This is a genomic window from Archangium sp., from assembly GCF_036388035.1.
GTDB lineage: Bacteria > Myxococcota > Myxococcia > Myxococcales > Myxococcaceae > Archangium.
Genome location: NZ_DASVSO010000764.1, coordinates 1 through 22,797, shown reverse-complemented (window position 1 = coordinate 22,797; position 22,797 = coordinate 1). Strand labels below are relative to the sequence as shown.

The window sequence follows — 22,797 nt, the reverse complement described above, 5'->3', positions numbered from 1 at the left end:
GCGCGGGGCTGGAGCAGGCCTGGCGCCGCATCGAGTCCCTCGAGCGCCCGCTGCTGGAGTCCACCCTGGAGCGGCTGCGTGCCCACCCGCGCGTGCGGCTGTATGGCATCCCCGAGCCCAAGGGCCGCGCGGCCACCTTCTGCTTCAACGTGATGGGAGCCGCTCCGCGCGCGGTGGCCGAGCACCTCGCCCACCATGGCGTGGGCGTCGCCGCCGGCCACTACTACGCCACCCTGGCCATGCAGGCGCTCGGCCTCATGCCCGAGGGCGCGGTGCGCGTCTCGCTGCTGCACTACAACACGCCCGAGGACGTGGACCGGCTCTTCACCGCGCTGGACTCACTCCGCTGAGCGCGGCGGGAGCGGCACGAACCGCAGCCCGAAGGCCCAGGCCGGGAAGGCCGTGGAGGCGAAGCCCGCCCCCAACCCGTACAGGAGCTCATCGAGCGGAACGCCGAGCAGTCTGCCCTCCAGGAACAGGCTCGGCTTCCAGATGCGCTCGACGGCCTCCCCGGGCATGAGTGCCTCGAAGCCCAGGCACAGCCCGAAGTAGATGACCACCGTCACCCCCGAGCCCAGCAGGCTCGGGACCACCAGGTCCTGGCGCACCACCAGGACGGCCCCGGTGAGGGAGACCATCGCAACCACCGAGGCGTAGAGGATCGGAACCCCCACGCCGAGCAGCAGCACGGCCACCGCCAGCACCGCCACGAACGCGCCCACCACCCGCCTCCACGGCCGCGAGCTCGGGCCCAGGGACACCACCGTCCGGCGGAACGCCACGGCATGGGCGGTGGAAGCAAAGGCAGCGAGTCCGACGACGAGCAGCACGTCCTCGATGCCGAAGCCAATCCGATCCGCCAGGTCGAACAGGAACTTCGGCGCCCAGTACTCCGGGTAGAACAGCCACTCGGTGGTCGCGAAGGGGAGCGCCATCAGCGCCGCCCCGCGCATCAACCCGCGCAGGTCCGGGCGCAGGAACCAGATGAGGGCGCCCGGCACCAGGAAGAGAAGCGCCAGCACCAGATAGTCATGGGTCATGACACCCTCAGCGGGCCGCCAGTCCGAGCAGGGGAATCATGACCAGCGCCAGGGTGGCGGTGATGGCGGCCGCGACCCGGATCTGGATGAGCCGCGAGCCGGGCGGAGCGGGGCGGACCAGCACCACCGCGAGCGCCGCCACCGCCGGCACGAGCAGCCCCGCGCCCGCGCTCAGGCCCACGGCTCCCAGGCCGAACGGGGCCAGCGCCAGCGAGAGCCCGTTGAGCGCCACGATGACCCAGGCGGCCCGCTCGCCCCCCACCCGCGCCGGCAGCGTGTACTTGCCGCTCTCCCGGTCCGAGGGCTCATCAGGGAGCGAGGTGGCGATGGCACAGCCGAGGTGCGTGGGCAGCAGCAGCGCGAGGAGCGCCCAGGGAAAGCTCCCGAGCGCCCCGCCCTGCGCGACATATCCATAGAGCGGCAGCACCCCGGCGACGCCCACCATCTGCAGCAACTCCCCGCCTCCCCGGTAGGAGAGCCGCAGCGGCGGATAGCTGTAGGCCCACAGCAGCGCCAGCGCCGCCACCGCCAGGGGCACGAGCAGCAGAGTGCCCCGCGCCACCGCCAGCCCCGCCGACAGGGCCAGCAGCGCCCCCGCGCAGACGAGGGCGGCACGGCCGAGCGCTCGCGCCGGGAGCCGGCCCTCGACCAGCACGCGAGAGCCGCCGGAGAAGAGGGTGGGCGTCCGGTTGCGCCGGTCCGTCTCCTGGTCCGCCCAGTCATTGGCGTAGACGATGAAGAGCTGGTCGAGCAGCCCGAAGAGCTGGACTCCCACCAGCATCCCGAGGTCGAGCGCCCGGCCCTGCGTGCGCGCGGCGACGACCTGCCCGAGCAGCAGCGGGAGCGCGATGTACGACTGGGAGGGCAGCCGCGAGGCCTGGAGCCACGTCCGGAGCACCGTCAGCCCGTCCCTCACCGCGAGGACTCTCGCGAGAGCCCGAGTCGCTTCGCGGCCTCGGCCCGCAGGTCGGTGAAGGGCAGATCCCAACGGCGCTCGCCATCGAGCCGCCACGCCTTGACGGGGATGAGGTCCGCCTGGGCGAGCACCTGGTGCAGGTGCGCCTCCTCGCGGGGCTCGCGGCAGAAGGTGAAGGGGTTGCGGAACTCCTGGCCCTGGAGCTGCCCGTACTTGCTGTCGTTGCTGGCGATGAGCTCGAGGAGCTTCTCGCGCCGGGAGTCCAGGTAGTCGAAGAACGCCAGGTCGAAGGGGCCGATGCTCGCGCGCAGTGAGGGCTCTCGCGCCACCCAGCGGGCCCAGTCGTAGCCGTAGAGGAAGTCGTGCGCGTAGCGGAAGCGCAGCTGCGACTTGTTGCCAAAGCCGCGGCACAGCACCACCACCCGGCGGGCGAAGCCGTCGATCTCCTCCGGCCCTCCCGCGTTCCACATGCGGCACGCCAGGTGGTCCAGGTCCCAGAAGACGTTGTCGGGGAAGTCCTCCGCGAGCGTCCGGACCATCTCGCAGAAGCCTCGGACGAAGGCACGCACCCGCGCCACCTCGCCGCGGTCGCCCACCACCCGCCCCACCAGCTCGACGGGCGGGAGCGCGTAGCGTCGGGTGGAGTCGAGCGAGGCGCCCTCTCGCAGCAGGGGCTCCAGACACTCGAGTTCGGAACGGATGTCCTCTGGCAGCCCCCTCACCATGAGCCTCCCAACCCGGCGACGAGCACCAGGCCCGACAGCGCCACCGTGCCCCACCAGATGGCGCGGTGCAGCTCCGCCTTGTACGCCGACTGCGCGCCGAACGCATTCGTCACGGCGGCCGGGCTCCTCCGCACGCCTCGCACGCCGAAGAACGCCGTCAGCAACGCGGCCGGCACCACCGCCCAGCCAGGAGGCACGTCCCCGGACAACCCGCCCACCCCGAGCCAGAGGAGCACCCCGAGGCCCAGCAGCGCCTCCGCGCACCTGCGGGCCACCGCGTTGCCCAGGAGCGTGGTGAAGGTGCGCTTGCCCCCGGCCCGGTCGCTCTCCTCGTCGGACAGCCCGCTGGCCAGGGCGCTCGACAGCGCCAGCGCGAGCAGGCCCGGCGCCAGCGCCCTCAGCCACGCGGGAGCCCAGGCCCCGCACTGGGCGTAGGCATGCAGCGCGGGGAGCACGCCGCCCACGCCCACCATCTCCAGCACTTCCCCTCCACCCCGGTAGTTGAGCCGCAGGGGCGGCAGCGTGTAGGCCACGAAGACGAGCAGCCCGAGCGCCGCGAGGGGCAGCAGCAGCGGGCGATCCAGGACGACACCGGCCCCCCACGCCACCCCCAGCGCCACGGCACCGGCCCCCAGGCCCGCGGCGAGCAGGGCGCCTCCGGGAAGGAGGCCGTCGGGGATCGTCTTCGGCGAGCAGCCCTGGGGGAACATGCGGCGCTTGAGGACATCCACCTCGCGATCGCCCCAGTCGTTGAGCAGCACGATGAAGGCGACGTCCGCGCTCATCCACAGCACGCCGAAGACGAGCGCTCCCACGGACACCTGACTCGCGCTGGCCGCGCCCACGGCCTGACCGAACAGGGCCGGGACGAACACCTTCGGCCAGCTCGCCGGCTTGAGGGCATACCACCACCGCCCCGCGGGACTCATCGACTCGACGTGCACGACCCAGGCCTCCCCGTCGACGGCTCATAGCGACAGGGACTCAGCGGGGCAACTCCTCAACGCGCCAGCCCGCTCGCGGATGTCCACCGGGACGGAGTCCGCGCGGGCCTACCTGCCACGTCGGGTGGGCAGAACCCTCCCGCCCTGGTGCCAGCCTCAGCGCGTGAGCGCGGAGGCGATGACGTTGAGCACCTTGAGCTGGGACGGGGACAGGTTGCGCAGCGAGCGCGCCAGCTTGCGCAGGTCCGGGGAGCGCTCCTCGCGGGGCGGCAGCGAGTCCACCCAGGCCGTCACCTCCGAGTGACTCAGGCTCAACAGCGTGTCCGAGGGAATCTTCAGGACGATGCTCAGTCGGCGCAGCGTCGGGACGCTGGGCATCATCCCCCCGCGCTCGATGCGGCCATAGACCCCTGGGGCGAGGCCCACCTTCTCGGCCGCCTCCGCCTGTGTGAGACCCGCGCGCAACCGGGCGGCACGCGCCGCCGCCCCCAGGGCCAGGGCCAGCTTGTCGTCCATACGCTGCTGCGAGCTTGGGGGAGGAGTGCGTTTCAATGCCATGGCGCCTGACGTCAAAAGAGACGTTGGAGGACATTACCCGAGAGGCCAACCCGCGCCTAGGGACTTGCGGAATCTTGTCCGCCCCCCGAGAGCCGCCGCCCTGGTCCCTCGGGTGGCAGGGGAGTGCTCGGGTGAGCAGGCGCCTCCTGCGGCGCCAGAGCCCGCGTGACCACGTTCCGGGTCAGAGGTTTGCCTTCCAGGAGACGCGACGATGGACGCAAGACTGAAGACCCGACTCGTGCTCGCGGGGCTGCTCGCCGGCTCCCTGGCGCTGGGCACCGGGTGCAAGCGCGCGGACGCCGAGGCACGCGCGCAGGACATCCTGCAGCAGCAACAGCAGGAGGACGAGACAGCCAACGAGAACACCGGGACGACCCTCGACGAGACCCAGCGACGCAATGAGGGCCAGGGCACGTTCGAGGAGCCCGGTACCGGTGGCGCGGGGGACGCGGGCACCGCGCCACGGCAGGGGGAGACCCTCGAGGAGCCCGGCACGGGTGGCACCCTCGACGATCCCTTCGACCAGCGCGGCACCGGTGGCGCCGGGAGCGAGGGCACCCTGGACGAGCCCGGCACGGGGACGGGCGGCGCGGGCGACACCTGGAACGAGGAGCTGCGCGACGAGGACGAGGGCGTCCTCCAGCCGAATGTGAATGACGAGGGCCTCGACACCCAGGACCCGACGGTAGAGCCCGGCTCGAACGCCCAGCAGGGCCGGGGCGACCAGCCCGAGGACTAACCGGCGCCCGCCGGACGCCTCCTGGACTCGGCCGTGCCCGCGCCGGAGCCAGGGGGCAAGACGATTTGAAGGATGCGCTCGCGCCGGCGCCGGGCCATGTCCTGCCGGCGCTCGAGCGCGGTCCGCTCCTGGCGGGCCGCGCGCGGCGCGGTGCCGGCCCGGGACGCGAGCGATACGAGCCGCTCCTCGATGGCCAGCAGCTCCTCGTCGAGGAGCACGGGCTGGATGTGGCGCGCCACCTGGCTCCGACCCCGCGCGACGTAGTGGTTGTTCTCGATCCACACCGGGAGGACGGACAGGCCCTCCAGGGCCACGGGCGCGCCCGGCAGGGGACGCACGAGCGAGAGGCGCAGCAGCAGGGAGTCCCGCTTCTTGCCGCTGTCCTCCGACTGCTGGCCGTGGATGTAGTGCCGATCCTGGTTGGCGATGAGGTTGCCCAGCGAGAAGGCGATGAGCGTGTCTCGCCCGGAGGAGGTGCGGTAGGACTCGATGGGCTGCAGCACGTGGGGGTGGTGGCCGATGATGGCGAGCGCGCCGGCCTCGAGCAGGGCGCGGGCCAGCTTGCGGTCCTCGGGGTGCGGCGTGTGCGAGTACTCGGTGCCCCAGTGGATGGCGACGATGAGCGCGTCGCAGCGCCGGGCCGCGGCGCGGACCAGTTCCACGGCCGACGCGGGGGCCAGCCAGCTCCCGCTCGCCTTGGGGACATAGGGCACGTAGGCGACGTGGGGCGAGGTGTCCGGCTCGGCCGGGTTGTGGGCGCCGTTCAACCAGCGGGTGAAGGACAGGAAGCCGATGCGCATCCCGTGCTTCTCGACGATGAGGGGCTCCCACGCGGCGGCCTCGGAGGGGCCCGAGCCAACCCCCCGGAGGCCGGCCTCGGCCACGTGCTTCCACGTCGGGGCGATGCCGGCGCGGCGCTGGTCGAAGGCATGGTTGTTGGCCATCGAGACGACGTCCACCCCGGCGGCGGCCAGCGCGCGCAGCATGGCGGGCGGCGCGTCGAAGACGAGGGGCCCGGTGCGAGCGCGCGGGTCTCCACTGATGGGCGTCTCCAGGTTCACCATGGCGACGTCGGCGGTGCGCAGCGCGTCGGCGATGGGCCCGAAGACATGGTCCCAGCCCTCGTTGTTGAGCGACCGGGCGGGGCCCGCGTCACCCGAGCCGTGGCGCGCATGGTCGGCCGCGGCCTCCTTCACCTCGCCGTGGGGGATGACGTCCCCACCGAAGACGAGCTCCACGCGGGCGGGCGTGGTTCCACACAGCAGGGGCACGAGCAGGAGCGCCGGGGAGAACACGCTCCCAGGCTAGCCGAGCAGACGGTCGAGAGGACAGGTCCCCCCCTCTTCCCGGGGTCGCCGCGGCTGTCGCTCTGGCCCCAGGTGCCCCTGAGGAGAGGTCAGTAGCTGAAACGCACGGGCGGCTCGGGTATCTGTGGGGGCATGTCCCATCGACTGATGTCCCTCACCGTGGCGGCCCTCCTGCTGGGTACGGCCGCCGCTTCCGCGGAGCGTGCGATGTCCTTCTTCGAGCTGCAGTCCAAGCGACTCAATGGCCAGGCCGTGAACCTCTCCGAGTACAAGGGCAAGGTGGTGCTGGTGGTGAACACCGCCTCCGAGTGCGGCTACACGCCCCAGTACGCAGGGCTGGAGAAGCTCTGGGGTGAATACAAGGACAAGGGCGTGGTGGTGCTGGGCATCCCCTCCAACGACTTTGGTGGCCAGGAGCCCGGCAGCTCCGAGCAGATCGCCCGCTTCTGTGAGACCCGCTTCAAGGTCACCTTCCCCCTGCTGGAGAAGGTGAAGACGAAGGGCGAGGGCCAGTCGCCCATCTATGAGTTCCTCTCGCGCAAGCACGGCGCGCCGAAGTGGAACTTCCACAAGTACGTGGTGGGCAAGGACGGCCAGGTGCGCGCCGCGTTCCCCAGCTCGGTGACGCCGGAGAGCACCGAGCTCAAGACCACGCTCGACAAGGCGCTGGCCGAGTAGCGCAGGTGTCTCCGGGGCGCTCGGCCCCCTGGCTTGAACCCGTGGCGGCGGTATCCACGACCTCCGCCACGCCAGCCATGCCATCTTGAGCCGAGCATGCGCACTCCGCCTTTCGCACGATGGCTCCCGCTGCTCGGCGTGCTGCTGGCCGCTTGTGCCACTTCAACGCCCGTTCTTCGGGAGGATGACGAAGCGCCCGAGGTCGTGGCCTCGTGGGAGGAGGCCCGAGCGGACCCGAGCTGCGTGGTGCCCTTGTGTGACGAGGAGCGCTGCGCCCTCTGGCGCTGTCAGGACCTCGTGGAGGAGGTGGACGCCCCCTCCGTGGTGCTGGCGCGTGGGCCCATGCCAGCGGTGGGCCTTCGCCCTCCCCTGGTGGGCAACCCCAGTCGCTGGTGGGCACCTCCCCTGGCCGCGCCCACCAACGCGGAACCCGTCTTCGAAATCCCCTGGCACCACTGGAAGATGCGCGAGCAGCTCGCGCAGCAGCGGAAACACCCGCTCAGGTGCATGCTCCCGCCTGAGCCTCTGGAGAAGCACCACATCTTCCCGCAGCAGGAAGACCTGGCCAAGTGGTTCGAGCGCAAGCACATCGACATTCATGCCTTCACGGTCAGCCTCCCCAGGAGCTTCCACCGGTGGCTGCACAGCGGTGGCCCCGAAGGAGGCCAATGGAATGAGGCCTGGCGGCAGTTTCAGGAGAAGAACCGCGGAGCCTCCACAGAGGAGATCTGGCAATTCGCCTTCGAACTCATGTTTCAGTTCCGCGTGAATGGTCCGTTCGTGCCCTATTACTGCGAGGGGTGAGCCCAGGAGCCACGGATGCAGTATTTCAGAATCAGAAAAGACAGAGCCTCTGGCTACACGAGTGCGATTGACGCCGCACACAAGTGGGGGCTTCCCGGTGTCATCGCGTGCCCTGCCTGCAAGGCCACCTGGAGTGACAACTCCAGAGCCTACCCCTCCGTGGACCTCAACCCGGTGGCCTCATTGGCCGACTTCGAGAAAGCCCGGGCCGAGCCCATCGAGGAGTATGAAAGGTTGTGCGAGCTGGTACGCCCCTTCCTGCCACTGGGAGCCCTGCTGGAGCCCGGTGCGGGTTTTGGCCCACTCGTGGGCAAGGCCCAGGGCCGCTTCGGGCCACTCGTCCTATCGCCCTCGCCCTGGTGGCCACTGGTGCAGCGCGAGGCTCTCGAGAAGCTCCAAGCCGAGGACCTGAGCGGCCTCAAGGGCTGCCGTACCGAGCTTCGCTTCCGCCAGCGCAACTCGCCCGAGTTGCTCGAACTGGAGCTCCTCCCCGTGGGCCGTGCACACCCGGATTGTCTGCCCCCCAACCGCAAACCACCCTGCCTCCGCTGTGGCCGTTTTGGCCTCACCCTGCCCGATGACCTCCTGCTGGATGCCGGCACCCTTCCCAGCCACCTGGACGTCTTCCGGTTGGAGGACTTCTCCGTCATCGTCTGCACCGAGCGCTTCGTCGAAGCCTGCCAGCGTCTGGGGCTCGATGGCGTTGCCTTCCACCCGCTGCCCACGCGGTAACCGGGGATAGCCTCCCGACCCTCGCCTTCCTCCGCCACACGTCCCGTGTGGCCAGGGAGCCACAGCCCACGGCGCTCCCCAGTCCTTCCGAGCACTTACCGCGCTGAAGGACCCTGGCCCGCCGGCTGCAATGACACGGCTCGCACCCGTCCAGTCCGAGGAATCCCATGCGAGCCGCACTCGCCGCGCTCATCGTCTGTCTTCTGTCCGTCCCCGCCTCCGCGCAGGAGCCGGAGTCCCCCGAGACGTCCTGCCCCACTCCCGCCTCGCCCCTCAGCTCCGGAGCCATCACCCAGGGCACGCTGGTGGCCAGGCTCCGCGGCCACGCCTCCGCGCGCGGCTGCCCCGACGCCCAGCCCCAGCAGTTCAGCCTGAAGCACACCGAGGTGGACGCCGAGGTGAGTGGCTTCCTCGCCAGCGTCACCGTCACCCAGGTCTTCTCCAACCCCTACGCTGAGCCGCTCGAGGCCCTCTACGTCTTCCCGCTCCCGGAGAAGGCGGCGGTGGACGCCATGGAGCTCGTCATCGGCCAGCGTGTCATCCGCGGTGTCATCCAGACACGCGAGCAGGCACGTGACACCTACGAGCGCGCCCGCGCCGAGGGGAAGACGGCCGCGCTGCTCGACCAGGAGCGCCCCAGCCTCTTCACCCAGTCCGTCGCCAACATCCTCCCGGGTGAGGAGATTCGCGTGCGCATCCACTACGTGGAGCGGCTCGTCTACGAGAGCGGCCGGTACAGCTTCAACTTCCCCATGACGGTGGGCCCGCGCTACATCGGCGGCGAGCCCGTGGACTTCCGCCAGGGCGAGGGCACCGCGCCGGACACCACCACCGTCCCCGACGCGAGCCGCATCACCCCGCCGGTGCTGCCTCCCGACGTCCGCAGCGGCCGCGACATCCGCCTCACCCTGCGCCTGGACGCGGGCCTGCCCGTGCATGAGCTGCGCTCCACCTCGCACCAGGTGACGGTGACGCGCGAGGGCCGGAGCCGCGCCCGCGTGGAGCTGGCCTCGAGTGACCGCATCCCCAACAAGACCTTCACCCTGGAGTACCTCGTGGCCGACGCCCTCATCCGCCCGGCCGTGCTGGTGCACCGCGAGCCCGGCGCCGAGGAGGGCTACTTCCTGGTGCTGCTCAACCCGCAGCTCGAGCCCAAGCAGGAGGAGGTGGTGCCGCGCGAGCTGTACCTGGTGCTGGACACCTCGTGCTCGCAGTCCGGCCAGCCCATCGAGAAGTCCAAGGCCGTCACCGCCGAGGTGCTGCGCCACCTGCACCCCGAGGACACCTTCCAGGTGCTCAACTTCGACACGCAGGTGACGAAGTTCGCCCCCACCGCCGTGCCGGCCTCGCCGGAGAACGTGGCGAAGGCCCTGCCCTACGTCGCCAACTTCTGGGGCGGCGGTGGCACGGACGTGCGCGTGGCGGCCCAGGAGGCCATGGTGCCCGCCAACGACCCGGCCCGCCTGCGCATGGTGCTGTTCATGACGGACGGCTTCATCGGCAATGACGACCAGGTGCTCGGCACCCTCCAGCAGCACCTGCGCGAGGAGACGCGCGTCTTCAGCGTGGGCGTGGGCAACGACGTCAACCGCTACCTCGTCACCAAGATGGGCGAGGTGGGCCGTGGTGCCTCCACCTTCGTCAACCTCAACCGCCCCGAGGACGAGGTGGCCCGTGAGTTCGAGTCGCGCATCCGGGGCCCGGTGCTGACCTCGGTGCGCGTGGACACGGACGGGATGCCGGTGTCGGACGTCTACCCGCGGGTGGTGTCGGACCTCTTCAGTGGCCAGCCGCTGTTCCTCATCGGCAAGTTCCACGGCACGGGCGAGGGCCTGCTGCGCATCACCGGCCGCGTGCGTGGGCAGGAGCGCCGCTTCGAGGTGCCCCTCACCTTCCCCACGTCGGCACCGGAGCACTCGGCCCTGCGCAGCCTGTGGGCGCGCCAGCGCATCGAGGAGCTGACCGTGGAGAACTATCGGGGTGAGAAGCCCGAGGTCGTCCAGGCCATCACCGCCACGGCGCTCCAGTACGGGCTGATGAGCAAGTACACCTCCTTCGTCGCGGTGGAAGAGGTGGCGCGCACGCAGCCGGGAGGCGACTCGGTGCGCGAGCTGGTGCCGGTGGAGCTGCCCGCGGGCACCTCGTACGCGGCCGTCTCGGGCGAGCTGAGCCGTGAGGAGATTCCGCCCGGGGACCCGATCATCTCCGTGATGGCCCCGAGGAACGCGCGCCGGGTGACGGCCTACTTCCCCTTCGGCCTGGTGAAGCCACTCACCTTCGACACGGTGTCCGGCTACTGGAAGGGCCGCTTCCTCGTGCCGCTCTGGGTGGAGGACGGGTACTACGACGTGCTGGTGGCCGTGGAGATGAAGGACGGCACGGTACGTCGGCGCGAGGTGCGCTACCGGCTGGACTCCAAGGGCAACGACTTCGAGGTGACGCTGTCCACGCGGGTGCTGGCGCCGGGCCAGACGCTGCGGCTGGAGGTGGACGCGGTGGAGGCCACCAAGGAGGTGAGCGTCTACGGGGAGCTCTTCGGGGACGAGCAGCTCCCCCTGGAGACGCGCGAGGGCCTGCGCTTCACCCGGGAGCTGGTGGTGCCCGCCGGCACCGAGCCCGGGGAGTACGAGCTGGTGCTCGTGGCCCGGGACGCGGCGGGCAACCGCTTCGAGCGCCGCGAGAAGGTGCGCGTCGCCCTCACCGTCGCGGAGTAGGTGCTGCCACCGGGCCACACCAGGCGTTGGCCCGCGCTTCGCAAGTGAACCGAGCAGGGAGGCGCGCACCGCCTCCCCATCGAGGACCCGCCCCATGCTGCTCTCCACGCTGACCGCCGCCCTGCTCTCCGCCACCGTCACCAACACCGAGACGGTGCATGACCTCGCCGCGTACAACGGCCACGTGGTGGCCTGCACCGAGGGCGGGCTGGAGCTCTTCACCCGCTCGGGCCGCCCGGTGCGCACGCTGACGGTGGAGGACGGCCTGCCGAGCCACTTCTGCCGCGCGCTGGAGGTGGCGGGTGACCGCCTCTTCGCGGCCACGGACGAGGGCGTGGTGGCAGTGGACGACCGCTGGCGGGTGGAGCCGGTGGTGGGGGCGAAGTGGCACGCGCTGCCCACGGCGAGCGGGATGAACGCGGAGACCTACCGCGCGGCGCTCGGGTGGCTCTCCGAGCGGCTGCCCGCGGGCCCCACGTACACGGCCTTCACGGAGAGCTACCTCGGCACGGCGGACGGGCGGGTGCTGGCACCTGGCTCGGGACGCACGTGGACGGTGCCGGGGCCCGTGCTGCTGCTGGAGGAGTCGGGCGACACGCTGCGGGTGGGCACTACCGAGGGTGCCTTCACCCTGGGCCCGAGCGGGCTCGTGTCGCTGCCGGTGCCCGTGGGGCCGCTCGCCTATGCACGCGGCCCGGAGGGCGAGACCCGGGTGCTCGGCGGCGAAGGCGAGGCCCGACGCTGGGGCGCGAGCACGGGTGAGGCCCAGGCGCTGCCCCAGGCCGTGACGAGCACGCTCGAGGTGGAGGGAGCGGCCTGGGTGGGCACGCGCGGCCAGGGTGCCTTCCGGCAGCAGGGCACACAGTGGAAGCGGGTGACGCCCACGGGCCAGCTCTGCGGCAACCACATCACCGCGCTGGCCCGCCACCAGGGGCGGCGGGTGGTGGGCACCTTCGACCGGGGCGTGTGCTGGGAGCTGCCCGATGGACGGTGGCGGACGTTCCGCACGCCGAACCTCCCGAGCAACCACGTGCTCGGCCTGGCCAGTGATGGGAAGAACCTCTACGTGGCCACCATGTACGGGCTCGGCCTCCACGACGGCAAGGCGTGGACCCAGATGGCGTACGGGGGCCGCAACCCGGTGGCGCTCGGAAAGCTGTCGGTGCTGGCGGCGGTGGCGAAGACCGAGGAAGGCCTCGCCCTGCTGGATGGACGCGGCGCCTCCTTCGTGAAGCCCGGGAGCCAGCCGCTCGAGCTGGTGAAGCGGCTGGCGCTGCCGGAGGGTTGGAGCAGCCACGTCTCGGGGGCGGATGGCGCCGGGCGCTTCCTCTGGGTCACCAGCGAGGACCGGGGCCTCCTGCGCTGGGACGGCACGGAGTGGAAGCGCTTCCACGACGGGAAGGACCTCACGGACAACTGGGTGACGGCGCTCGCGGCGGATGCGGAGGGCCGCGCGGTGGCGGGCACGTGCCAGGACGGCTTCAGCTACTTCGATGGCGAGCGCTGGACGCGGGTGCGTGACGCGGAGGGCCTGCCGAGCCGCTATGTGGTGTCCACGGCGCTGGTGCCGGGCGGCGCGCTGGTGGGGACGCTGCTGGGCGCGGTGCACTACGACGCGACGAGCGGCACCGTGCACCCGCTGCCCCGGCTCGCGGACCCGCGCGTGTATTCCATCCTCGTGGAGGGAGACACCGTCCTCTTCGGCACCGAGGGCGGCCTCTCGCAACGGGCCTGGAGTGCCCCCGTCCCCCTCACCCGGCGCTGAAGCCGGCTCCCAGGTGCCGTCTTCTCCTGCACCGTCGGGGCGTGCCACACTGCACCGAGCCCCCATGCAACTGAGCCACGCGCAGGCGCTGCTGGACTCCTCCTTCCTCGGAGTGGAGGAGGGCGCCGCCCGGATGTACGAGCCCGACGATGAGCGCTTCGACAAGCGCCTGAGCGCGGTGTGGCTCGAGTACCGCTGGTACGTCCACGAGCGGGGCCTCGCGGAAGTCTTCGTGAAGTGGAAGCGGGTGGGGAAGGAGGCCTGCGCGCGGGAGGACGTGTCCGTGCTGCGCCTCCACCTGCTCGGGCACTCGGCCGCGCTCGCCGAGCGGGCGCAGCGGGTGCTCGCGGCGGGCACGCCCACCACGGGGCGACTGCTGGAGCTGTTCGGCTCGGACGGGGTGAAGCGCGAGAGCAGCACCGCCGGGCCCACCCACATCACCGTGGAGCACTGGCCTCTCCCGGCGCCCCAGCCGCTGCTGCCGGAGGAGACCTTCCAGGGGCTCTCCTCGGTGCTGGTGGACCCCACGGCCACCTTCGAGGACCGGCACGAGGCGGTGGACCGGCTGTGCCGGGAGCGCAGCCCGCGCGTGGTGGACACGCTGCTCGCCGCGCTGGAGGTGGGGCCCTCGCTGTCCGCCCTGCGCCGGCTGTCCGAGTGGGGCGTGCCCGGTGCCCTGCCCCACGTGGAGCGGGCGCTCGCGGCGGTGGCGCCGGACAACCCCGCGGATCTCTGGGCGCTCACCGCTTTACAACGGCGACTGCAAGCCTGGGGACGTGCGCTCTAGGGTGGTAAGGAAGGCGCATGCGAATCCTTCACACCATGCTGCGCGTTGGCGACCTGGAGAAGTCGCTCGACTTCTACACCCGCGTCATTGGAATGAAGCTGCTGCGCCGGCACGAGTACCCGGACGGCAAGTTCACCCTGGCCTTCGTGGGCTTCGGCCCCGAGGACACCCACCCGGCCCTGGAGCTCACCTACAACTGGGGCACCTCCAAGTACGAGCTGGGCAACGCCTACGGCCACATCGCCCTCGGCGTGCAGGACATCCACGCCACCTGCGACGCCATCCGCAAGGCTGGTGGCAAGGTGGTGCGCGAGCCGGGCCCCATGAAGCACGGCACCACCGTCATCGCCTTCATCGAGGACCCGGACGGCTACAAGGTGGAGCTCATCCAGCAGGGCGCCTGAGCCCTCCGGCAGCCGCCGCTCCAGCCGTCAGTGTCCATACGTCGGCGGCTCCCGATCCTCGGGGGAGCGGGGCAGGCTCGGTTGCGCACCCGTCGACGGCGCGCGCGCCCTCGAGTCCTGCTCCGGAAGCCCGACGGGCCGCACCAGCCACTGGACCTTCACCCGGCCCTGCCGCTTGCGCCGGGCCGCCTCCACGTCACCGAGCTCGAGCCCGTTCAGCCACCACTCCAGCGCCTGCTCTGGCTCGGAGAACCCGCGCGCGCGGTAGAGCTGCATCTCATCCGCATACCGCTTCCGCTCCGCGGCCGAGGCATCCTGATTCACGAGGAGCTCCACCGCCAGGAGCGAGACATCTCCGAGCCCCTGGCACTGCCTGAAGCTCGAGATGAGCAGTTGCAGGAAGTCCTCGCCCACCCCCGAGCCCCACAGTCCCGGCGGCACGTAGAACTCGCTGGAGCTCCATGCCACCACCCGCATGTCCGAAGCCCCCCGCGTGCTCCACACCAGGGGCTGCTGCTGGGCGTCCTGGGTGCGGACGAGGACCTGGGCCGACTGGATGTGGAAATGCGGGCGATCTCCGTAGGGCATGTCGAGCAGGTACGAGACGCGCCGCTCCTGCCCTGGCTTGGGTTTCCTGCCCCCCTGGCGATTCCAGCAGGCGCTGGCGAACCCCTCCTGCTCGTCCGGGCGGTCCGAGAGCCTCCCGAGGGCTTCGTTCTCCAGGCCAGTCAGGCTGAAGTGCCGCTCCAGGAAGCGCGTGAAGCGCAGCGGATAGAGCGTCTTCAACAGAGGCCACCACATGCGGAACATCGGCGAGTAGGCCCAGCGCGCGAAGTAGTTGATGATTCCCAGGTAGGCGGGGTGGTTGTAGCGGGCCTCGAGGTTCTCGGAGATGAACACCTCCTCCATGAAGAGGAGCGCGCGCCGGATCATCTGAAGCGAGCTGGACAGCTCGCGGGTGCTCAGGGCGGTCCCCAGCGCCTCGGAGCCATTGCCGGTCTCCCGGGCACTGCGCGCGAGCCCGCGCTTGAGCAACCCTCGCCGCGGCTCCGGCTGGCCCTGCTGCTGCTTCTTCTTCGCCTGCAGGTCCAGCTCGGGGATCTCCTTGAAGACCTCGCGGAGCAGCCGCTGGCTGCTCGCCCGCTGGAGCAGCAGGTCCAGCTCGGAGGCACGCGACACCAGACGCGAGAAGCGCTCCTCGAAGCCGACGGGCGTGGGCAGCCACTCGTAACGGGCATCCGCGAAGAGCTTCGCGCGCTTCTCCAGGCCCCGTGTCCCTTCGGCCGGCAGCACGGAACGGAACGCCGCGAGCGCGGCATGCTCGCCGAGCCGGCGGTACGACTCCCACTGCGCCTCGTCGTAGAACTGGTCCCCCGTCGTCTCATGGGGAAAGGCCTTGTTGCGCACCTTGTACTGCAGGATGTCGGCGGGCTCGTTGCCCACCAGGGTGGGCTTGAACAACAGCAGCACCCCGACGTCGCCCCCCTCGTATTCGATGTCCCCGGCCACCATCGGCTGCCGCGCCCGCCCATCGGGCCCAGGACGCAGCGGCGACAGGTCGATGCGGATCTCCGCGCCAAAGTCCTCACGCACGCGCCTCACGGCATTGGCGAAGTCGTCGAACGAGGCGTCCGAGTCCATGCCGCAGTCGGACAGGACGATGTAGCGGCAGCGACGGCGGATCAGCTCGTAGAACGCCAGGTTCTCGAAATGGCCACCATCCGAGAGGAGCACATCCCTGCCATGGGCTCGCGACAGCCCGAGCAGCTCCTTGTAGAGGGGCAGGCCTCCGCACACCGAGGTGAGGAGCTTCTCGAGCCAGTTCCTCGGAGTCTGGGTGGGGTGAGGCCACCACAGCCCCAGGCGGAGATTGAACGCCGTCATCAGGAAGGTGACGGCCGGTCCCAGCTTCATGGACATGCTGCCCATGTGGGAATTGAAGGCGGCGCCGGAGGCGGTCATCGCGGCGGCCAGGGTCGGCACGCGGCGCACCTCCGGCGGGAACCGGCGCCAGGTGGACCAGCTGTGCCCCACGGAGAACCCCACGGGCGAGAGCACCGCGCTCTCGGCGCCCCGGTAGAGGTTGGCCATGGGGTCCTCGGAGGACAGGTCATTGGCGGCGCAGCAGATGAGGTGGAGCGGCCCGGCGCCCGGCCGCAGCTCGTCGAGCTCGACGTCGTCCTCCGCGTGCGGCTCCGACTGTCCGGGCCCCTTGCCATGCGCCGCGCCGAGGAAGGCCCGAGCGAGCCGGGTCCGGTAGAAGGCGTGCAGCCCGACGGTGTTGGGCTCGAAGAGCACCAACGTGAGCAGGGTGATGGCGGCCGCCGCGATGAAGAGGTGGAGCAGCCCCCCCTGCCGGTCCACCTCGATGACCAGGAGCATCATCCCGAGCACGAGCAGGATGAGCGTCACGTATGCCAGGAGCTGGGGAATCAGGGGCTTGAGCTGCTCCTTCACCCCGGGGCTGCTCGGCTTGTTCGTCTGCCGACCGAAGAGCTGCTGCGCTCGGGCGAACAGGGCCATGAGCACCGCCACGACACTCGCGAACCACTTGCCCGTCCCATCCAGCGCCGTCACCTCGCTCCACATCTTCCCCGTGAGCCAGAACACGGCGAGGACCGCCCAGACGGCCGCCAGCAGCAACAACCGGCTGGTGATGCGTTCGGTCAGGGCCATCACCAGTTGCTGGCGTGTCACCCCGCGCACCCGCGAGAACCCCCAGCGGAGCAGAACGAGGCTCAAGGCCGCCCCCCCCCAGGCCAGGGACGGGGTGAACACCTGGGAGGGTATGGAGCGCGTGTCATCCGCGGGCGTGAGCCATCCCCACAAGGCCAGCACGATGCCCGAGGCGAGCACCACGGCGATGATGGAATAGACGGGGCGCGTCCCCTTCCTCGGCGCCTGCACATCCTCCCCGAGCGACTGGCTGTCACTCGCCTTCTGCCTCGCCCTCACCACCTCCCGCCACATGTGGCTCTCGAAGATGACGAGTGCCACGAGCGTCCCCAGGAACATCGTGGCGAGCGAGACGGTCGGCCCCGCCGGCCACCCCGCCCACAGTGGGTAGCCGGAGAGCAAGAGCCAGGAGAGCCCGACCCAGGCCAGGAGCACCAGCAGGATGAACGAGAGCGTCGCGAGGAGCGCGGGAATGGCCGCGGACAGGACGGCGACGAGCATCCGCCCCGTGTCGACGCTCAGCAGGCCCAACTGGGGACTCAGGAAGTTGCTGAACTCGCGCAGGTGGCGAATCTCCGTGAGATCCGCGCCCCGAGCCCCCCGCTTGCCGGAGGGGAAGAACCTGCCCTCGCCGCCCTGATGGTGCCGCCACGCCGTCCAGAAGCCGCCGATGTAGCCGCCGCCCGAGACGGTGGCCAGGTAGTCGAAGACATCCAGCAACCCCAGTTGCTGCAGGCCCTGCAGCAATCCCAGGTTGAACGTGGCGCTCCGGATGCCGCCTCCCGAGAGCGCGAGCCCACAGAGGCTGTGCCGTGGATCCGCACGCCAGGGGCCCTGCTCGGCTGGAGCGGCGCCATCCGCTGGCTTCGCTCCGTTCCCCTCCGGCTCCAGCTTCTGGTGCTTCCACCCCAGCTCGTGCCGGATGAGATCCTCGACGTCCTCGAGCCTGGTGCCGGAGTCCTTCGGGGGAACAGAGGTTGTCTCCATGTGTCCACTGTACGAGTCCGGGACACACCACCGGGATTGCCCCTCGGACAGAGGGCAGCGTGTACTGCCCGACCCTGCCGCCGCTCCGAGCGCGGGACAACCCGGGACACGGAGGAAATCAGGGCAGGTCGACCAGCTCGGTCACCGTGTCCAGCTGGGGCACGCCCGGCGTGCTCTGCTTCTCGGAGGTGAGGGTCAGGGTGACGAGCGCCTTGCCGCCGCTGATGCTCCCGACCGTGACCGCCGTGCCCGCTGCCTCGTAGGTCGCGGGACTCGCACTCGGCTCACGGGAGGTGAAGACGTCGAGCGTCTCGTCCACGCCCACCCGCGTGCGCGCCGTCCCACCGGACTGGAGCGCCACCTGGCCCGAGGTCACGAGCCCCAGTCCGGTTCCCGGAACAAACCCATCACCGAAATAGGTCACGGTGAACTTCGCGTCCTTGAGGTTCACCACCGCGTCACCCACGGAGCTGCGCACCGCCATCTTCACCTGGGCGCCCTTCAGCGTATCGGGGCGCGAGGCCTCGGCGGAGACCAGGCGCAGGTTGCCCGTCGAGACGACGGCCTTCACGTAGCCGGGCATGTCCAGGGTGGCCACGCCCGTCTGCGTGCGGCACCCCTCGTACTTCCAGTTGAGGGTGATGCGGCCGGTGTGCGGCTTCGCCTCGGGGAGCCGCAGCTCGGTCAGGTTCTTCGCCCGCCAGGCGAAACGAAGCTGCCCCTTGTCCACCACGGAGCCCCCCTCCACCAGCTTCTGGCCGTTGTGCTCCTGGGCGAGCAGCTCGAGGGTCTTCGGCGAGCCATCCACCCGCTCCTCGAAGCGGACTCCGGTGACCTCCACGCTGCTCGCGTTCGTCATCCGGAGGCTGACCCGCTCATCACCGTGGGCATCGGGCACGTTGATGCCGAGCAGCGACATCTTGCCGCTCGCGAGCACGGGCAGCGCTCGCACATCCTCCGAGTCAGCCACCAGCGCGACGGTGATGTCCGGCTCCGGGTCACAGTCCCCACCGAACGAGAGGCACCCCGCGAGCAGCGAGGCGGAAGCGGACAACAGCGTCAGACGGGTCTTCATCGGGTCATTCCTCGCATCAAAAAAGGGCTCCCCGCCGCTCCAGCCCGAGCCGGAGTGAGGGGAGCCCCAGGAGCTTCAACCGGGAAGGAAGGGGCGTCGGCTCACTGACCGAGCTGGAAGGAGCCCTCGGCCACGAGCAGCACCTCCACCGCGGGCGTCGCCTTGAGGCCGAAGGCCGACAGCACGGTGGCCTGCGAGCGCACCGCCGTCGCGTACGCGTGGTAGGCGTCGGCCGTCTTCGTGGCCAGCAGCGAGACGTTGGTGCCGCTCGCCGTCACCGTCGCCGAGGCCGCCGCGTCCAGGGCCGTGTCCAGCGTCGCCGCCGCCGCCACGCTCGCCTGCACCGCCGCGCTCACCGCGAGCTGGTTGGTGGTGCTCACCCCGAGGTAGCGCCCCAGCACGGTGGCCTTCACGTCCGCCCCCGTCGCCACGTTCGCCCCGAAGCTCGCGAAGGCCTGGGCCGCCGCCGCCGCCGTCGTCGACGCGCGCACCTGGCCGCGCAGCGAGGTGCTCGCCGTCACCGCCTGCTGCTTCGCCTCATCCGTCGCGTTGGCCGCCACGAGCAGGCTCGTCAGCGCCGCCTCCGAGGCCCGCGCCTCCAGGCCCGCCGAGGCCCGCAGCGCCGCGTCCGCCAGGGGCTTCGTGTCCTCGGCCGACAGCCGCGCCTTCACCGTGGCCCGGAAGGAGGCGCTCGCCGCGCGCTCGCCCTGCGCCTGCTGCTCCACCTTCGCACCCAGCCGCTCGGCCGCCGCGCGCAGGCCCGCGTGGAACTTGTCGTAGGCCTCCTCCGCCGAGCGGCCCGCGTCCAGCGCCGCGTTCAGCTCCGCCGCCGCCGACAGCTCCGCCTGGAAGAGCGCGTCCTGGCTCGTCTGCACGCCGGCCTTGGCATACATCTCCAGCTCGGTCTGCTGCGCGGCGCGCACCGCGTCCGCCAGTGCCTTCACCCGCTGCCGGAAGGCGTCATTCGTCGAGGCGCCCTGCCGCGCCGCCGCCGCCATGTGGGCGGTGATGCGGGCGCGCACGTCCACCATGTCCACCGTCTCCGCCTGGGCCCGGTCCGCCATCATCTGCGCGTAGATCTCGGCCTCCAGCGAGCTCTCCCCATCCATGGGCGGCGCCACCGCGTCCGAGCCCTCGCTAGTGGCCTCCAGCAGTGCCGACGCCACCACCTGGCCCGAGGCATCCACCGCCTGCAGCACCAGGTGCTCCTCACCGGCGGGCACGTCGAGCGTGTACTGGCCCCGCGCCTCCAGCTTGCCCTCGGCCACCACCGTCAGCGTGCCATCCGGGCCCACGGTGCTGGCGCGCACCTGCGTCGCCGCCGCCACCGACCCCGAGCCCCCGAGCGGAATCCCGCCCGACACCAGTCCCTGCGGCTGCGTCCCCTCGCCGTCCGTCACCCGCCCCTTCACCTGCACCGTGTTGCCACAACCCGTGCCCAGGCCCAGCACCACCACCGCGGCCCAAAGGTTCCGAAGCGTCGTCGTCTTCAAGGTGTTCTCCTCACACACAGGCGCCACGTCCGGTCTTCCGGCCAGGAACCAGAACGGGCACTCATGCTCTGTTTGACGAAAGGACCTTGGATTGGATCAAACCCTCACCTTTTCGTCGAGTGGAGCCCGCGCACGCCCGGAAGAGATTGGCTTCTCCTGCAAAACCAGACTTCCTTTTTGAATGCCTACCTGGCGAGGAAGCGGGGCCTCGTTGAAGCCTGAAAGACTCGACCGCCCCCTCCCCAGCGTGAACGCTTCGAGGGGACGAGCGGCGGGGTTGCTGGCGGCTGTGGGAGTGGCATTGGGAGCGGGTGCAGCCGACTCCGGAAGTCACATTTTCGATTGAACTTCCGGAGTCATGCCTTACTCTTGAGCTGAAGGAGGTCCCGACAGGGGACGGCCCGGGAGGAGCGCCTCCAGGGGTCTGGGAAGGCCAACGCCCCTCCCGGTGGAGTGAAGGCACCATGCAGACCTCTCTGGAGAGCCCCGCGCCTCCCGCCTCCCTGCTGGAACCCGGGGCGCTTGGGCTCCTCCCCGCTCCCTCCGAACTCACGCCGCTCGAGGCGCGGACCCTGGCGCCCGTCCTCTCCCATCCCAGCGGCACCGTGGCCGACGTGGCCCACACACTCCGGGCCCACGCCCTCGCGTCCGCCGAGCAGTTCGAGGAGCTGCTCGCCTTCGCCTCGCTCTCCGGTGTCGAGCCCCATGCCTACCAGCTCGAGACGGTCCGGCGCGTGCTGCGCCAGCACCGGGGCCGGGCCCTGCTCGCCGACGAGGTGGGCCTGGGAAAGACGGTGGAGGCCCTCATGGTGCTGCGCGAGTACCAGTTACGCGGCATGGTGCGCCGGGTGCTGGTGCTGGTGCCGCCCGCGCTCGTGCACCAGTGGAAGGGCGAGCTGGCCGCCAAGGCGGGCCTGGAGGCCCACGCCTCCACGGACCTGTCTCCCAGCTCCGCGCCCGAGGCCTTCTGGCGACGCGAGGGCGTGCTCATCTCCTCGCTGGCCCTCGCCCGCTCCGCCCGCCATGTCTCGCTCGTCCAGGCGCAGCCGTGGGACCTGGTCATCGTCGACGAGGCCCACCACCTGAAGAACCGGCGCACGCTGGCCTGGAAGCTGGTGGACGGACTCAAGAGCCGCTTCCTCCTGCTGCTCACCGCGACGCCGGTGGAGAACGACCTGGAGGAGGTCTACAACCTCGTCACCCTGCTGCGGCCCGGCCAGCTCGCCACGCCCGCCGACTTCCGGCGTCAGTACGTGGATGCGAAGGACCCCACCTCACCGCGCAACCGCGAGAAGCTGCGGCGCCTGCTGTCCGAGGTGCTCATCCGCAACACCCGGGCCCGCTGCGGGTTGAAGCTGCCGCCGCGCTACGTGACGACGGTGGCGGTGGAGCCGCTGGAGGGTGAGCGTGCCCTCTACACGGAGGTGCTGGGCCTGCTCCGGCGCCACGCGGGCGAGGCCCGGGAGCGCCTCTCGGTCTCCACGCTGCTGCTGGAGGCCGGCTCCAGCCCTCACGCGGTGCGCGCCACCCTGCACCGGCAGCGCGAGCGCCGCCTCGCCGAGCCGGGTGAGCGCTCGCCCCTCCTGCTCCGGGAGTTGGAGCGGCTGGGTGGACTGGCCGAGGAGGTGCGCGAGTCGGCCAAGGCCCGGGCCCTGGTGGACATCCTCCGCGCCCACCGCGAGCAGGTGCTCGTCTTCAGCCGCTACCGCGAGACACTGAGCTACGTGGAGCGGGTGCTGGAGGAGGCCGGTGTGCCCCGCGAGGTGGTGCACGGGGGGATGAGCCAGAAGCAGAAGCACGAGGCCCTCGCGCGCTTCCGGGCCGGCGCGCCCGCGCTGCTGGCCACGGACGTGGGCAGCGAAGGCCACAACCTCCAGTCCTGTCACGTGCTGGTGAACTTCGACCTGCCATGGAATCCCATGGTGATTGAGCAGCGCATCGGCCGGCTGCACCGCTTCGGGCAGACGGAGGAGGTGCGCGTCTACAACCTCTGCGCCCGGGGCACGGCGGAGGACCGGGTGCTGGACGTGCTGGATCGGCGCATCCACCTCTTCGAGCTGGTGGTGGGGGAGATGGACATGGTGCTGGGCAACCTCGCCGACGAGCGCGACCTGGAGGAGCGCATCCTGGCCCTCTACGCCGAGTCGCGGGGCGAGGAGGAGGTGGCGCGGGGCTTCGACGTCATCGCCGAGGAGCTGGCCCGGGCGCGGGGGCAGTACGAGCGGACGCGGGCGTTGGATGCGGCGCTCTTCGGAAAGGACTTCGAGGCATGAACGGGACGGGGGCGGTGCCGGATGCGCTCGCCTTCACGGCGCAGGCGCTCGCCCGACGGGGGGCGCTGCTGGAGCCGGGGGAAGCCGGTGATGAGGTGCTGGCGCTGCTGCCACCGGAGCTCTCCCGGGAGCTGGGGTTGGCCGAGGAGGTGCGGCTGTCGACCGTGGGGGATGGGAATA

At 70.9% G+C, this 22,797-nt stretch carries 20 protein-coding genes; 11 read left to right on the top strand and 9 right to left on the bottom strand.

All coding sequences use genetic code 11. The features are described from left to right. A partial coding sequence (locus tag VF697_RS31445) for an aminotransferase class V-fold PLP-dependent enzyme (RefSeq protein WP_331100742.1) occupies positions 1 to 350 on the top strand: 350 nt, incomplete at its 5' end. Here VF697_RS31445 and VF697_RS31440 read toward each other — a convergent pair. From VF697_RS31440 to VF697_RS31420, 5 genes are all read right to left on the bottom strand, one after another. Beyond that, positions 339 to 1,040 (bottom strand): lycopene cyclase domain-containing protein, encoded by a 702-nt coding sequence (locus tag VF697_RS31440; protein ID WP_331100740.1) that lies wholly within the window; start codon positions 1,038 to 1,040, stop codon positions 339 to 341. The two genes, VF697_RS31445 and VF697_RS31440, sit on opposite strands and share 12 nt — an antisense overlap. Positions 1,041 to 1,047: 7 nt before the next feature. Next, positions 1,048 to 1,956, bottom strand: a complete 909-nt coding sequence (locus VF697_RS31435) for a prenyltransferase (RefSeq protein ID WP_331100738.1) — start codon at positions 1,954 to 1,956, stop codon at positions 1,048 to 1,050. After that, positions 1,953 to 2,681 carry a ferrochelatase gene (locus tag VF697_RS31430; RefSeq protein ID WP_331100737.1) on the bottom strand — a complete coding sequence of 243 codons (729 nt, stop codon included), beginning with the start codon at positions 2,679 to 2,681 and terminating at the stop codon, positions 1,953 to 1,955. The genes VF697_RS31435 and VF697_RS31430 overlap by 4 nt, the downstream gene beginning before the upstream one ends. After that, a complete protein-coding gene (locus tag VF697_RS31425; RefSeq protein WP_331100735.1) occupies positions 2,675 to 3,625 on the bottom strand; it encodes a UbiA family prenyltransferase in 951 nt (316 codons plus the stop codon). The genes VF697_RS31430 and VF697_RS31425 overlap by 7 nt, the downstream gene beginning before the upstream one ends. Positions 3,626 to 3,781: 156 nt before the next feature. After that, positions 3,782 to 4,141 carry a helix-turn-helix transcriptional regulator gene (locus VF697_RS31420; RefSeq protein WP_331100733.1) on the bottom strand — a complete coding sequence of 120 codons (360 nt, stop codon included), beginning with the start codon at positions 4,139 to 4,141 and terminating at the stop codon, positions 3,782 to 3,784. 253 nt (positions 4,142 to 4,394) lie between these two features. On the opposite strand from VF697_RS31420, the gene VF697_RS31415 reads away from it, so the two are divergent. After that, a complete protein-coding gene (locus tag VF697_RS31415; RefSeq protein ID WP_331100731.1) occupies positions 4,395 to 4,922 on the top strand; it encodes a hypothetical protein in 528 nt (175 codons plus the stop codon). Here VF697_RS31415 and VF697_RS31410 read toward each other — a convergent pair. Next, a complete protein-coding gene (locus VF697_RS31410) occupies positions 4,919 to 6,217 on the bottom strand; it encodes a CapA family protein (protein ID WP_331100729.1) in 1,299 nt (432 codons plus the stop codon). The genes VF697_RS31415 and VF697_RS31410 overlap by 4 nt on opposite strands. 144 nt (positions 6,218 to 6,361) lie before the next feature. On the opposite strand from VF697_RS31410, the gene VF697_RS31405 reads away from it, so the two are divergent. The 7 genes from VF697_RS31405 to gloA all read left to right on the top strand — a co-directional run bounded on the left by VF697_RS31405 (position 6,362) and on the right by gloA (position 14,113). Next, on the top strand, positions 6,362 to 6,907 hold the full coding sequence (locus VF697_RS31405) for a glutathione peroxidase (protein WP_331100727.1): 546 nt from the start codon (positions 6,362 to 6,364) through the stop codon (positions 6,905 to 6,907). A 96-nt stretch (positions 6,908 to 7,003) separates the two neighbouring features. Next, positions 7,004 to 7,711: a TIGR02269 family lipoprotein gene (locus VF697_RS31400; protein ID WP_331100726.1), complete on the top strand. Its 708-nt coding sequence runs from the start codon at positions 7,004 to 7,006 to the stop codon at positions 7,709 to 7,711. Positions 7,712 to 7,726: 15 nt separating this feature from the next. Further along, positions 7,727 to 8,443 carry a double-CXXCG motif protein gene (locus VF697_RS31395; RefSeq protein ID WP_331100724.1) on the top strand — a complete coding sequence of 239 codons (717 nt, stop codon included), beginning with the start codon at positions 7,727 to 7,729 and terminating at the stop codon, positions 8,441 to 8,443. A 167-nt stretch (positions 8,444 to 8,610) separates the two neighbouring features. After that, on the top strand, positions 8,611 to 11,157 hold the full coding sequence (locus VF697_RS31390; RefSeq protein WP_331100722.1) for a VIT domain-containing protein: 2,547 nt from the start codon (positions 8,611 to 8,613) through the stop codon (positions 11,155 to 11,157). 94 nt (positions 11,158 to 11,251) lie between these two features. Then, positions 11,252 to 12,922 (top strand): hypothetical protein, encoded by a 1,671-nt coding sequence (locus VF697_RS31385; protein WP_331100720.1) that lies wholly within the window; start codon positions 11,252 to 11,254, stop codon positions 12,920 to 12,922. 64 nt (positions 12,923 to 12,986) lie between these two features. Then, complete coding sequence (locus tag VF697_RS31380) at positions 12,987 to 13,709, top strand: hypothetical protein (RefSeq protein ID WP_331100718.1); 723 nt, start codon at positions 12,987 to 12,989, stop codon at positions 13,707 to 13,709. 17 nt (positions 13,710 to 13,726) lie between these two features. Beyond that, positions 13,727 to 14,113, top strand: a complete 387-nt coding sequence (gloA, locus tag VF697_RS31375) for a lactoylglutathione lyase (RefSeq protein WP_331100716.1) — start codon at positions 13,727 to 13,729, stop codon at positions 14,111 to 14,113. 27 nt (positions 14,114 to 14,140) lie between these two features. Here the strand turns inward: gloA and VF697_RS31370 are convergent, their stop codons facing one another. The 3 genes from VF697_RS31370 to VF697_RS31360 all read right to left on the bottom strand — a co-directional run bounded on the left by VF697_RS31370 (position 14,141) and on the right by VF697_RS31360 (position 20,344). Further along, complete coding sequence (locus VF697_RS31370) at positions 14,141 to 17,776, bottom strand: hypothetical protein (protein ID WP_331100714.1); 3,636 nt, start codon at positions 17,774 to 17,776, stop codon at positions 14,141 to 14,143. A 118-nt stretch (positions 17,777 to 17,894) separates the two neighbouring features. Beyond that, positions 17,895 to 18,851: a hypothetical protein gene (locus VF697_RS31365; protein ID WP_331100712.1), complete on the bottom strand. Its 957-nt coding sequence runs from the start codon at positions 18,849 to 18,851 to the stop codon at positions 17,895 to 17,897. Positions 18,852 to 18,952: 101 nt separating this feature from the next. Then, positions 18,953 to 20,344 carry a hypothetical protein gene (locus VF697_RS31360; protein ID WP_331100710.1) on the bottom strand — a complete coding sequence of 464 codons (1,392 nt, stop codon included), beginning with the start codon at positions 20,342 to 20,344 and terminating at the stop codon, positions 18,953 to 18,955. A 464-nt stretch (positions 20,345 to 20,808) separates the two neighbouring features. Here VF697_RS31360 and VF697_RS31355 point away from each other — a divergent pair, with 464 nt between their 5' ends. Both VF697_RS31355 and VF697_RS31350 read left to right on the top strand, forming a co-directional pair. Further along, complete coding sequence (locus tag VF697_RS31355; protein ID WP_331100709.1) at positions 20,809 to 22,617, top strand: DEAD/DEAH box helicase; 1,809 nt, start codon at positions 20,809 to 20,811, stop codon at positions 22,615 to 22,617. Then, on the top strand, positions 22,614 to 22,797 hold a 184-nt coding region (locus VF697_RS31350; protein ID WP_331100707.1), incomplete at its 3' end, for a hypothetical protein. The genes VF697_RS31355 and VF697_RS31350, both read left to right, overlap by 4 nt.

Bases quoted from the DNA above. Each gene is read 5' to 3' on its own strand.
- VF697_RS31440 (WP_331100740.1), bottom strand. From the start codon at position 1,040: ATGACCCATGACTATCTGGTGCTGGCGCTTCTCTTCCTGGTGCCGGGC.
- VF697_RS31430 (WP_331100737.1), bottom strand. From the start codon at position 2,681: ATGGTGAGGGGGCTGCCAGAGGACATCCGTTCCGAACTCGAGTGTCTG.
- VF697_RS31420 (WP_331100733.1), bottom strand. From the start codon at position 4,141: ATGGACGACAAGCTGGCCCTGGCCCTGGGGGCGGCGGCGCGTGCCGCC.
- VF697_RS31415 (WP_331100731.1), top strand. From the start codon at position 4,395: ATGGACGCAAGACTGAAGACCCGACTCGTGCTCGCGGGGCTGCTCGCC.
- VF697_RS31405 (WP_331100727.1), top strand. From the start codon at position 6,362: ATGTCCCATCGACTGATGTCCCTCACCGTGGCGGCCCTCCTGCTGGGT.
- VF697_RS31400 (WP_331100726.1), top strand. From the start codon at position 7,004: ATGCGCACTCCGCCTTTCGCACGATGGCTCCCGCTGCTCGGCGTGCTG.
- VF697_RS31395 (WP_331100724.1), top strand. From the start codon at position 7,727: ATGCAGTATTTCAGAATCAGAAAAGACAGAGCCTCTGGCTACACGAGT.
- VF697_RS31390 (WP_331100722.1), top strand. From the start codon at position 8,611: ATGCGAGCCGCACTCGCCGCGCTCATCGTCTGTCTTCTGTCCGTCCCC.
- VF697_RS31385 (WP_331100720.1), top strand. From the start codon at position 11,252: ATGCTGCTCTCCACGCTGACCGCCGCCCTGCTCTCCGCCACCGTCACC.
- VF697_RS31380 (WP_331100718.1), top strand. From the start codon at position 12,987: ATGCAACTGAGCCACGCGCAGGCGCTGCTGGACTCCTCCTTCCTCGGA.
- gloA (WP_331100716.1), top strand. From the start codon at position 13,727: ATGCGAATCCTTCACACCATGCTGCGCGTTGGCGACCTGGAGAAGTCG.
- VF697_RS31370 (WP_331100714.1), bottom strand. From the start codon at position 17,776: ATGGAGACAACCTCTGTTCCCCCGAAGGACTCCGGCACCAGGCTCGAG.
- VF697_RS31365 (WP_331100712.1), bottom strand. From the start codon at position 18,851: ATGAAGACCCGTCTGACGCTGTTGTCCGCTTCCGCCTCGCTGCTCGCG.
- VF697_RS31355 (WP_331100709.1), top strand. From the start codon at position 20,809: ATGCAGACCTCTCTGGAGAGCCCCGCGCCTCCCGCCTCCCTGCTGGAA.